Origin of the sequence: Sphingobacterium sp. NGMCC 1.201703 (assembly GCF_047784615.1) — a bacterium.
Taxonomy (GTDB): domain Bacteria; phylum Bacteroidota; class Bacteroidia; order Sphingobacteriales; family Sphingobacteriaceae; genus Sphingobacterium.
Map to the genome: position 1 here is coordinate 514,553 of NZ_JBLOHD010000001.1, position 12,814 is coordinate 527,366.

The 12,814-nt window shown below is 40.0% G+C and carries 7 protein-coding genes; 4 read left to right on the forward strand and 3 right to left on the reverse strand.

From position 1 onward, the window contains the following. Positions 1-14: 14 nt before the first annotated feature. The 3 genes from ACK8HY_RS02075 to ACK8HY_RS02085 form a co-directional block, all read right to left on the reverse strand. Complete coding sequence (locus ACK8HY_RS02075) at positions 15-782, reverse strand: DUF4382 domain-containing protein (protein WP_416132604.1); 768 nt, start codon at positions 780-782, stop codon at positions 15-17. Between the two features lie 663 nt (positions 783-1,445). Then, positions 1,446-2,141: a type 1 glutamine amidotransferase domain-containing protein gene (locus ACK8HY_RS02080; RefSeq protein ID WP_416132605.1), complete on the reverse strand. Its 696-nt coding sequence runs from the start codon at positions 2,139-2,141 to the stop codon at positions 1,446-1,448. Between the two features lie 115 nt (positions 2,142-2,256). Beyond that, entirely contained in the window at positions 2,257-2,832 is a 576-nt protein-coding gene (locus ACK8HY_RS02085; RefSeq protein WP_416132606.1) for a Crp/Fnr family transcriptional regulator, read from the reverse strand. Positions 2,833-3,450: 618 nt separating this feature from the next. On the opposite strand from ACK8HY_RS02085, the gene ACK8HY_RS02090 reads away from it, so the two are divergent. The 4 genes from ACK8HY_RS02090 (at position 3,451) to ACK8HY_RS02105 (ending at position 12,805) form a co-directional block, all read left to right on the forward strand. Further along, positions 3,451-6,705 carry a SusC/RagA family TonB-linked outer membrane protein gene (locus ACK8HY_RS02090; protein ID WP_416132607.1) on the forward strand — a complete coding sequence of 1,085 codons (3,255 nt, stop codon included), beginning with the start codon at positions 3,451-3,453 and terminating at the stop codon, positions 6,703-6,705. Between the two features lie 76 nt (positions 6,706-6,781). Next, positions 6,782-8,533 carry a RagB/SusD family nutrient uptake outer membrane protein gene (locus tag ACK8HY_RS02095; protein ID WP_416132608.1) on the forward strand — a complete coding sequence of 584 codons (1,752 nt, stop codon included), beginning with the start codon at positions 6,782-6,784 and terminating at the stop codon, positions 8,531-8,533. Positions 8,534-8,556: 23 nt separating this feature from the next. After that, positions 8,557-9,405 (forward strand): metallophosphoesterase family protein, encoded by an 849-nt coding sequence (locus ACK8HY_RS02100; protein WP_416132609.1) that lies wholly within the window; start codon positions 8,557-8,559, stop codon positions 9,403-9,405. 238 nt (positions 9,406-9,643) lie between these two features. Then, complete coding sequence (locus tag ACK8HY_RS02105; RefSeq protein WP_416132610.1) at positions 9,644-12,805, forward strand: SusC/RagA family TonB-linked outer membrane protein; 3,162 nt, start codon at positions 9,644-9,646, stop codon at positions 12,803-12,805. Positions 12,806-12,814: the final 9 nt, after the last annotated feature.

The window sequence follows — 12,814 nt, forward strand, 5'->3', positions numbered from 1 at the left end:
TTTACCAAAGTTAGTTATTGTACGGAGATAGTACCTACGTCCTTAACGCTTCCTTTTACGACCTGAACGTCTTCAATGGTTTTGTCCAGATAGCCGGCAACCGAAGGTTGAACAACTATTTTATAGCTGCCTTCAGACATGCCCGGGAAATAGAATTTTCCAACGGAATTTGCCAAAGTTCCAACGGTATCTACGCCATTGATCGCAAATACATGAGCCAATGAGGCTGCTGGGGTAACGGTACCAGTAATTGCTCCTGAGGTTGCTACCGGAATTGCACGGATAACAGGTTTAAGTAAGTATTGACCGTTACCAGTTTGTACGATTGATTTCGATGCATCAAAATCAAGCAAAAGGGTATAGGCAACATTCGGGATTAGCTCATCTTGTACCTTGATTTTTACACCCGAAGATTGACCACTTGGCGTTTTAAGTGAATGACGCACGCCATCAACCCAGATTTCATTGCCTTCATCTTCAAGTTTCAGTCTAATTTCCTGGATCATACCTGAAGGAACATCATCGCCTGCAATCACAGTATCTTTTCCCATTGTATATTCCAGAATGTTGAATGGGTCACCATCAACGTCCAGGCTCTCAACACCTGAGCTCGTACGAATCTCTATTTCATCGATGTTTAAATGAATTGCATCATAATAACCTGGGGCATCGGTCATTTTGATGGTTACAGGGGTCGTTTGCGTAGACTGATTGTCGTCTTTACTGCAGCTGCCTAGTAGCCCTATGGCTACCAAAGCAACAAAAATTGAATTTGATTTCATAGTTAGTAACTTATTACATATACTTTATATAAACTGCCTTTACAAAGGTTATGCCACATTAGTAAACCTTATGTCCTTCGGGGCTATCGGACATGTATTAACTGTTGACCGGGAGAGGGGCTAAGAGCGGCGTCTGTTTGATAAATTGTCTTAATCTTTGCGAATATTAAATGGTGTTATCAGATTTTAAATGGGCTGTAATACTGGGCTATTGTTATTTTTATTTATGATCATAAATAATTTTAAAAACTGGGGTGTCCCAGATAAAAACAATAGAACTGGAAGAACATAATTATAAATAATTTACATGGGACGACAGTAAATATACCTTTAAAAGGGTTGGCTATTTAGCGCTTTTCTTATCCCTATTTTGGTTGTCTATGGCTATCGCTGTTTTAATCCTGGGAATAAGGGGGGGAATTGGTACTTAATTTAAGGTGGTCATTAGATAGATATTGGTCGTCTTGTGACTGATGCTTCATGTAACGGCTTATGATTTCATATTCCGAAGTGATGGGAAGAAATGATCGTAGGCAAAAATCCCATTTTTAGGCGTTGTATAAGCTAAAAATGGGATTTTCAAATTATGTTACCTGCATAAGCTATAAGCTAATAGTGCTTTATAGCTCTTAAAAAGGCAAAATTGGATTAATTGATAGCGCGTTATTGCTCCAATAGGGCCAATAGTTCTTTTGCGGTCTCTTCCGATGAGCCGGGATTTTGACCTGTGATCAGTTTACCATCTTTGACTACATGACTGCTCCAATCTTCACCTTTACTGTAGTGTCCACCAAGTCTGACCAGTTCATCTTCCACTAGGAAAGGGACGACGTCTGTCAGCTGTACAGCTTCTTCCTCCGAATTGGAAAAGCCCGTTACTTTTTTGCCCTGTACAAAAGGACTGCCATCGGTATTCTTGACAAACCGGAAAACACCTGGCGCGTGACACACTGCTGCTACAGGCTTATTGTATTTCCAGAATGATTCAATCAATGCAATCGAAGTTTTGTCATTGGCAAGGTCCCAAAGCGGGCCATGGCCACCGGGGTAGAATATCGCGTCATAATCTTGCTCTTTAACGGTGCTTAGGAGCAGGCTATTTGCCAGTTTGTTCTGAAGTTCCGTATCTGCATCGAAGCGTCTTGTGGCCGCTGTCTGAAAATCAGGAAGTGCGCTTTTGGGATCTATAGGTGGTTGCCCGCCTTTTGGGGAAGCGATGGTGATGTCAATGCCTGCATCGGCCATAACATAGTACGGAGCTGCAAACTCTTCAACCCAAAAACCTGTTTTAGCTCCTGTATCTCCCAGTTGGTCATGTGATGTCAAAACGACCAATACTTTTAAATTCTCTTTTTTCATTTTAAAAAAAATTAGCTGTTTAAATGATAACACAAAGTAGGGTATAAATCATTAGACCCTTATGTGATATACATCACATTTTAAGGAATGGTTTGTTTTGGTGATATAGATCACATTATTTGCTATGATAGAGCCGGCTGAGTGTTTCTCTGGAGACCCCGAGATAGGCTGCGATCAAATGTTTGGGGACAAGGTTATAAAGTTCGGGATATTGCAGCATCAGTTCCTCATAACGACTGCGGGCGTCATTGTTGAGCAGAGACAGAATCCGTTTTTGTAAGCCGATATAACCTCTATTTGAACGCCATCTTAAAAATGTTTCAACCTCGTGGATTTCCTTACATACACGTTCACGGTCCTCATCAAATAGACAAAGCGTATCCGCATTACTTATGCAATCCAGGTTGACCGTCGCTTTCGTATGGTTAAGTAAGGCATTATAATCCGATGCCCACCGGGTTTGTGTCGCAAACTGCAGAATATGCATTTTTTGTTCGTCGTTGACCACAAAAGTTTTTAAGCAGCCATTGAGGACAAAATATTCGCAGTCTACCGTATCACCAACAGTGATAATCGATTGTTTCTTTTTAAAAGATACCGGTCTGAAAAAGGAAAAGAAATAATCAAATTGTTCATCATTCAGCTGAATGGTTTTATCGATATGTTGTCTAAGAATTTCGCGACCGGTCATAGTTTATCTTATTTAATAGTCTAAAATTAAGGAAAATCTCCTAATCTAAACCTAATTTAGGTACCTGCCTTGGCAGGCGTAGAGAAGATAAGATGATCTGGTCAGATTGATGTTTAACCGGTTTAGCGAAGAGTAAAAATCTGATTTTTTTTAATTTTATTTTGTTTATACAAAGTTATTTTCTATTTTAGTGTTGCCCATTCAAGGGCACTTTTCATAAAATAGGTTAATAATATGGCTAAAACACCCGGAGTACCCCATGCTATCGGGTGTTTTTTTATTGTTTTTTATCTTCTCCACGATCCTAGAACAGCTCCAAATAATTTCAACAACAAATAACCCCATCCTTTTTCTTTGGGACGAATTCGGCGTAGTTCATCTATTTTTTGAACAGCGTTGCTGGACTCTTTTGTATGTCACACAAAAAAATAAATACAAAACGGATTAGGGATGCCAGTCCTTCAGTCGTCTACTCAATTAAGGAAGGTAGACCCGGGTGTCGATCTACTAAATATAACCTGTAGAAAACTAAATTTAAACCAATATATAACCTTTGATTAATATTAATTTAATATTAGTATATTTATTTTGCTTTTCAATTAATAATAACAAGTATTTATGAAAAAACAACAATTTCAATCCTTAGGGAGGAATCGCAATTTCAGGTATCGGCTGGGGCTGGTAGTTGGATCGGTTTGCTTTGCAGGTGTGGTTCATGCACAGGACCTTGAAACGCATGGTAAGGTAACGGATCAAAAGGGAGAGCCCATTCGAGGAGTGACGATTTCCATTAAAGGCACACCGAATTCGGGTATGTCGACGTCAAACAAAGGAACCTACGAGTTGAGTAAACTCAAAAAAAATCAAGTGCTGTTATTTACTTCAGTTGGTTACAAAAGTATAGAGTTAACCTATCAAGGGCAGAAAGAACTGAATGTACAATTAGAAGAAGATTTGGCTAATTTGGACGAGGTTGTTGTGGTTGGTTTCGGGACAAAGCAAAAGAAAAACCTGACAGGTGCTGTTGATCAGATCTCGGGCAAAGTATTGGAATCTAGGCCTATTTCTAATGTGATGCAAGGTCTGCAAGGGGTAAGCCCTGGCTTGAATATTACTTACGGTAATGGTAGACCAGGAGGGATTCCAAATATTAATATACGCGGGACGACTTCCATCAATGGTGGATCCCCATTGTTTGTCATCGACGGTATTCCAGCGACTGATGCAAATGATCTAATTCGTTTAAACCCTACAGACATCGAATCATACACGGTCTTGCGTGATGCAGCATCATCTGCAATTTATGGGGCAAGAGCAACTTACGGCGTCATTTTGATTACGACAAAATCGGGCAAACTTGGAAAGCAATCCGTGTCGTTTAATACGAATTCGGCTTGGGGAAAACCAACAGAAATGCCTGACCCTGTGATAGATCCCTATATCTTTTCGAAGCTCCTCGAATTATCGACAAATAATACTCCTTGGGATTATGTCAATTACAGTGATGAGCACTATCAATGGGCGAAGGAACGTTCGGACAATCCAAGTTTAGAGGACGTACGCATAGATCCTAAAGATCCAAAGCGATGGGCTTATATGGGAAACAACAACTGGAATAAGTACTTTTTAAATAACTCTGCACATTCCCAATCGTATAATTTGACCTTCTCGGGTGGAGCTAAAGTAAATGAACTACCTTTTAAATATTATTTGTCAGGTGATTATACCAAAGAGAATGGTTTAAGCAAATTAGCGACCGATTATTGGACTCGTAAAGGCATGCGTGGGCGGATCAATATTGCACCGTTCAAATGGCTCCAACTGGACAATAACACCAGCTTATATAATACACACCGTGAAAGTCCAGCTGCGAGCTTAACAGATATCTATTATTTAACACCTATTCAAGTTGCGAAAAATCCAGATGGTACCTGGGCAAATACCGATGCAGGGCGATTGGCAGCTCGTTTGTCCGACGGTGGAAAGAGCAACGGGGATACTTTTGGGTTCCAAAATACATTTAATGCAGTTGGAACATTCTTAAATGGTGACCTAAAAGTTTCGGCAGATGCAAGTGTCAAGCGGGAGTATTACAAAAGCAATGGCTATGCTAAAAAGTTTAAGATCGGTTTTGGGCCTAATGATATTCGCGAAGAAGGAGGAACGGGATATGTGAATGAGTCGCGTACTGATTTGAATAATACGGTGTTTAATCTATATGCAAATTACAATAAGACAATAGGTAAGCATAATTTTGGTGCCATGGTGGGCTATAATCAAGAAGAATATATTTATTCATCTACTTATGTCAACCGAAATAATCTAATTTCTTCTACATTGCCGTATTTAGGATTGACGACTGGAGAAATGACACTTAACGCGGGTTATAGTTCTTATGCAACACGAAGTTATTTTGGGCGATTGAATTATACATTTAATGAGCGTTATATTTTAGAGGGTACAGGGCGTTACGATGGCTCATCCCGTTTTCCTAAGGCAAGTCGCTGGGGATTCTTTCCATCCGTTTCCGGTGCTTGGATAATGAGCAATGAATCTTTTTTCGACGCGTTGAAACCTAAGGTGTCTAATCTGAAATTACGGGCTTCTTATGGTAGTCTTGGAAACCAGAGCGTGGGCGACTTCTCCTATATCCAAACGATGGGAACCAGTCTATCCGGTTACCTTATCAACGGAAATCAACAATACGTCGTAACTGGAGCTCCCCCATTGACGATTGATCCAAGTTCTTATACCTGGGAAAATGTGTCTACATTGAACTTCGGGGCTGACTTAGGCTTATTCAATGATAAGCTCTTCTTTAGTTATGATAACTACATTCGTAATACGACAGGGATGTTGACTGCCGGCCAGGAACTTCCAGGCGTATTGGGAACTAGTGTACCAAGACAGAACGCAGCTGATTTGCGTACAAAAGGTTGGGAACTTTCGGTGACTTATAAGGATCAATTTGAACTAGCTGACAAACCTTTTTCTTTTGATGCAAAGGTAGTTTTGTCTGATTCCCGTGCTAAGATTACAAAATTCAAAAATGATGAACGTCTTCTTTCGACTTATTTCAACGGTTATGAGTTCGGCACAATTTACGGCTTGCAGGGTGATGGGCTTTTTAAAAGTGCTGATGAAATCAAAGCATTGGATGAATCAGGTATAGTACCTTGGGGAGCGTTGAATATTGTGAATGGCTGGCCAAAATTTAAGGATATCGACGGAAATGGTAAAATTGAAAGAGGACTGACTGAAACGAATTTGAAAGATCTTCAGGTAATTGGTAATTCTGCAGATCGTTATCGTATCGGTTTTAACCTTAACATGAACTGGGGCGGATTTGATGCCTCGGTATTTCTACAGGGGGTATTAAAGCGTGATTTCTATCCACGTCATTATTTGTTCTGGGGACCTTATCAGCAACCTTACGCAAACATATACCCATGGCATTTGGATTTTTATAGAGAAACCAGTGATACACCAGAAGAACGTGCAAAACACTCCCAGGCGTACTTGAATGCAGGTTTGGCGGATGCTAATCATGATGCAGCATATCCTGTATTGCAATCTTGGTTGGCCGATGTGAATGATGGTAAAGGATTGGCTATTCCCAATACGCAGTATATGCTGAACGGTTCTTATATCCGTTTGAAAAATATCACTTTCGGATACACCTTACCATATACGTTATTGGAAAAATGGAAAATTCAACGTTTGCGTATTTTCTTTTCGGGAGAAAATCTATTTGAATTCTCACAGATCAAAAAATATGTTGATCCCGAAGCGATCAACAACGGAACCGATGGTAGCGCTTGGGCCTACCCGTTCCAACGTAAGTTTTCAGTTGGTTTAAACTTAGATTTTTAACAATTAGCAGTACACAGAGATGAATGTCAAATCAAAAATAATATTGGGACTTATAAGCGGCGGTTTTATATTAACAATGACAGCTTGCCAGAAGGATTTTTTGGATCGATTTCCCCAAACTTCGATTACCCCTGAGGTTTTCTTTAATACCGAAGAGGATCTTTCACTGTATATCAATGGGATGCTGAGTATGAATGATCGTTGGACTTATGTAGGAGATCAGAGTTCAGACAATGCAGCCACAACAGCTGCGGTAACGCTTAAGACAATGATGACCAGCAAAACAGAGCCAACATCGGAAACAGCTGGAGGAGATTGGTCTTGGGGCCGTTTACGTACAATAAATTACTTTTTAGAAAACTATCAGCGTGCAAATGTAGCAGCGGATGTTAAAAATCACTACGCAGGTTTGGCACGTTACTATCGCGCTATTTTTTACCATGGTATGGTAAAGCAGTATTCGGATGTACCTTGGTATAGCAAAACATTAACCCCAAGTGACGAAGCTTTACGTGACGGGCAATCTCCTCGTACATTGGTTGTTGACAGCATAATGGCAGATTTGGACTTCGCGACAAAAAATGTTAAAGAGCAAGTTGCGCTCGGAACACCAGGTAGAGATGCAGTATTGTTGATGCAGGCTAAGATTGCATTGCATGAAGGGACGTATCGATTGTATCACAGTGAGTTAGATTTGGACAAAACGGCGAAGAATTACTTTGACATTGTAGAGAAAGCAACTTCACAAATCATCGCTAATAATAAATATAGTATATATTCTACCGGTAAACCCAATGAGGACTATGCCGCATTATTTGAATCACAGGATCTTTCCCAGAATAAAGAAGTAATCTTGTTGAATGCCTTTGATCAAAATAAAAATAGGGGACAGGCGCTTAACGGTTATGTTTTTGGTGACTATGAACAATCGCCTTCACGTGACTTGATACAGACCTATTTGATGAAAGATGGTTCACGTTTTACGGATATTCCTAATTACGATAAGAAACTTTACGTTCAGGAATTTGAAAATCGTGATCCTCGTCTGATGCAGACCTTGGTCTATCCGCAATGGTTGAGACAGCCTGATAAATCAAATTATGTGCAAAAGCTGAACAAAAACTTTTCTGGTTATCACCAGTTGAAAGGCTATGTCAATTCATCTGATCAAATTATTATGAATGGAGTTGATTTTCCAGTGCACCGTTACGCTGAGGTTCTATTGATGTATGCTGAAGCAAAGGCTGAACTAGGAACACTGACACAAGCTGATCTCGACAAGTCCGTTAATCTATTGCGAAGAAGAGTAGGAATGCCCGATCTAAAAATGGATGTTGCAAATGCAAATCCTGATCCTAAATTGGCCGCTGATTACCCGAATGTGAAGGGAGCCTTCCGGGGGGTGATTTTTGAAATTAGACGCGAACGACGTGTAGAGTTTGCCTTTGAAAATTCACGTTATGATGACCTTATGCGCTGGAATGTGGGTAAACTGCTTGAACGTATTCCGGAAGGAATGTATTTTCCGGGAGTGGGTAATTATGACATGACAGGGGATGGTGTTGCCGATATCAAATTGATTCCTGATGGACAGACCATTCCTACCGATCGAGAAAAGAATTCACTTGGCGTACCGCTTGTCTACTATACCATTGGAAATTTTGGTGGTAATGCCGGTGTTTATCTTAAAAATGGTGTCAATGGTGGAACAATGGTAACAGATGTCAATGTCCGTAGATTTGTAGAACCGATGTATTATTATCGTCCGGTTCCAGCAAAGCAGATCATTCTCAATCCAAATCTAAAACAGGTATTTGGGTGGAAGTAATATATAAATAACATATAATATACATGAAATCAATTATTTTAACAATAAGTCTGTTCGTTACAACAGTCTTAGTACATGCTCAACAGAAATTTTCATTTGCATTCTTTACAGATCTACACCTTAATACCAGTGCGGAAACACATTGTTTTGAAGGACTGGATAAAGCTATTCAAAATGCCAAAAGCAAAAAAGTAGACTTCGTGCTAAACGGTGGAGACAATGTGGATGTCGATGCTTATAAGGCCGAACAATTGCCTTTAGCAAAGAGCATGTTTCAAAAGTATAAGGACCAAGTGGATGCATCTAAGCTGAAATGGTATTATGCTATTGGCAATCACGATCGTTTCTGGCATTATGACGGAAAAGATGGAGCCGGCCTTTTTGAATCGGTTTTTGGAAAGAGCTACCATAGCTTTGTGCATAAGGGATGGCGTTTTATTGTGTTAAACTCTACGGAAATATGTAATGGCAAATACTGTGTGAGTGAGGAACAGCAGGCCTGGCTGAAACAGGTGCTTGATGAAACGCCAAAAACGCAACCTATAGTTATTGTTGCGCACGTGCCGTTCTTGTCTTTGTATTATCCTGTATTGGATGGATACTATACCGATGCCGATACATTTACCAATCAAAAAGCTATTCTGGATCTATTTGCCGGGCACAATTTGAAGCTTGTCTTGCAAGGACATCAGCATCTCTATGAAGAAATCAAAGTGAAAGGTGTACAGTTTATTACCGCGGGAGCGATCTGTGCAAGTTGGTGGGGCGGCGCCTTCAACGGTACCCAGGAAGGTTACCTAAAGGTTGATATCAACGGCGACCAGTTTAAATGGGAATACATCGATTACGGTTGGACGGTGAAAGGGAAATAAAAAGATATCATATTAGATAGGTAGTTTAAAATGATCGCCCGCCCACTTTAATGTGTGGTGGGCGTTTTTTATACAACACCTGCAAAACTGATTGTGCTGCTTATAGTGTGCATTATGGTAGGTAAAAAAACATAGGTCTTTGATAAGATTAGCGTGGTTTAGGAAAGAGATTCAGCCTTTCTTTGTTTTGATGGACATATTATGAAATATGGACCGATAAAACCAAAAACTAAAAATTATGAAAGAAAACTTCAAAAAGCATCTACGGCTGCTCGGAATTGTCTTCATGTTACTACAATCCCTTCATGTTCTTTCTCAAGTTAGAATATCGGGTATAGTGGTAGATTCTCAATTAAAAACTCCTCTTGTCGGCGCTACGGTTACTAATGTCGGGAAAAGCAGTAGTTCGGTCAAAACTGATGCTTCCGGCAAATTTACAATCGCTGTAAATGATGGCGAAAGTCTCAAAACAACCATGCTTGGCTATCAGGAACTTATAGTGACGGCCCGACAAGGTGTCGTTATTGAAATGGTTGCATCTACTATTGAATTAAATGAGACGGTAGTTGTGGGTTACACAACCCAAAAGAAAGGACTTTTGTCGGGATCGGTGGCTTCCGTTAAATTTAAGGAAACAGATGCGGAGATTCCGACAACATCGGTAGGAAACTTATTGGCCGGACGTATGGCCGGTTTATATGTATCTACACCGAGTGGTAAACCTGGAGAACAGCCGAATATCCGTATTAGAACAGCGAGTTCATGGAATGCCTCACCAACACTCTATGTGATTGATGGGAAAGTAACCATTGATGCTGCTGAATTCAATAACCTAAGTCCCAATGAAATAGAGGAGATTTCTATTTTAAAAGACGCAGCAACAACAGCAGCATACGGTGCTCGTGCAGGTGCGGGGGTGGTGTTAGTGACGACCAAGCGTGGTAAAGCGGGGAGAGTTGCCATTAATTATTCCGTCAATACTGGTAAGGATGTTCGCGGAAAAAATATGGAATTAACCAGCATCATGGAATGGGGACAGATTCAAAATAGAATCTGGGGTGAAGCCGGTGGTCCAGCAAATACTCCTTGGACCGAAACTGCAAAAGCCTATTTTAAGGATACGGATTTTGGCGGCGGTGTGGGATATGGTTTTGATCACTTAAAAGATGTCTATGTAAATCCTTCTACGACAACGCATAACTTAAGTGCCACAGGAGGGACTGACAAACTTCAATATTTTATTGGAGCCTCCTACGTAAATCAAGAAACTTTTATTAAGAATACAAACGAAAAAAAATACAATGTCAGAAGTAATATTACCGGAAATCTGACCAAAAATCTTTCAGTTTTTGCAGGCTTAAGTTTAAATAATAATAAATTCAATGCTCCTGAAGGAGATTGGTCTGGAGATATGTTTCCTAAATTATTGTTATGGCAACCCTATATGCCTTCCTTTACTGCGACTGGTTTGCCGGTAGACTACTTCTGGATTTCCAATAAATCTGGCGAGGCCCAAGGCCTTTCAGGGTATAATAGATCAGAAAGCTTGAAAGCGATAGCAAATTTGAACCTAACTTATAAAATGCCGTTTCTTGAAGGTTTAAGTGCTAAAGTAGGATATATCAAAACTTTCAATAACAGTAATCAAAAAATATACTCTCATCCGTTTACCTATTACCAGTTGGCACAAATAGAACCTGTTGTTTGGGATTTAAATAAGATTGTCGGGGAGCGCCTTACCTATCATACGGCGAGTATACAAAAGCTGGCTGCCTGGAATCAGGAGGAGCAGACAAACTTACAACTGAATTTTGAAAGGGATTTTGGAAAACACCATGTTAACGCAGCTTTGGTTTATGAACGCCAGGAAAGAAGTTATGATGGTATAAATGCATCCATCAACGGTTTTCCAATCTATAGGACGGATCAATGGTGGGCTTCTACTGGGGGATCGGGAGTTGTAAATGGTACTGCTACCAAGAGTATTAGTAACACGTATGGTTTTTTGCCGACAGTGGGACGTAAATCCTATATCGGACAATTTGCCTACGATTATGCAGATAAGTATGTCGCTAATTTTGCCTATCGTTATGATGGCTCGGCCAATTTTCCAAAAGATAAACGTTGGGGATTTTTCCCTTCTGTTTCTGCAGCTTGGGTGATTTCCAAGGAAAATTTCTTTAGTAAGGTCAACGGTATTGAATCTTTGAAATTAAGGGCTTCGGTCGGATTGACGGGGAATGATTTCGTCGCAATTGACCCAAATGGAGGAAGAGATGATGCAAATGCCAAACGTTGGCAATATGAAGATAAATATGTGAGTGGAAACAGTGCTTTTTTCGGTGAAACACCGACACTTAATCCCGGCATAAGATATGATGTTCTGCCAAATGTAGATATTACTTGGGAGAAATACCTGAACAAAAACTTCGGTATTGATATTAGTTTCTTAAAACATTTCAATGCCACGGCTGAATATTGGGCTACGCGTACCTATGATATTCTAAGCACAAGAATCCAGTCTACTCCACCAACATTCAGTCGACCGCTACCGTCCGTCAATTATGGGGAAATGAAAGCCAATGGTGTAGATCTTAGTTTAAACTATTTTAACCAGACAGGAGATCTAAATTATAATGTTGGGCTAAATTTTACATATGGAAATTCTTGGTATACAATACGAGACTTAAATATAACGTACGACTATCAGAATTTGATCGGTAATGGTCGATCGGCAAATATGATTACTGGTTATACAGTAGATCATATGCTCCGGACACAGGCTGATGTTGATGCATTGTTAGCTGCTCATCCAGGATATAATTTTAAGGGTAATGCTCCTAAACCTGGGCAATTTGCCTACAAAGATTTTAATGGAGATAATACCATTAACGAGAATGATATTACGGTATTGAATAAAAGCAATAATCCTAAAGTGTTTGGACTAAATCTGAGTGCGGATTGGAAAGGCCTAAGTATTACCGCTAATTTTAATGGTTCATTGGGTTATAAAAAGTCGTTTAACAATTTGAGTGGCGGCGTAGAATGGAACCGGATGTGGCGTCCCTGGGCAGATGAGTCTTGGAGCCCTGAAAATACAGAGGCTTGGTTGCCTTATCGTTATAGCGCAAATGATGACGTAAGGACTGTCAACACAAGTGGAAGTAATTTTTGGTTGGCTGATGCAAGTTTTGTCCGCTTGAAATTTTTGAATATCGCCTACAATCTTCCACAACATTGGTATAAAAAGTATGCGGATAAGATTCGATTCTATGTGTCGGGTTCCAACCTTTTTGTGATCAGTAAATTCAATAAGAAATTCTATGATCCTGAAATGGATGGAGGGACTTCTTTTCCGATTGTTAAATCATTCAATGCCGGTGTCAGTGTAACATTCTAAATTTTAACA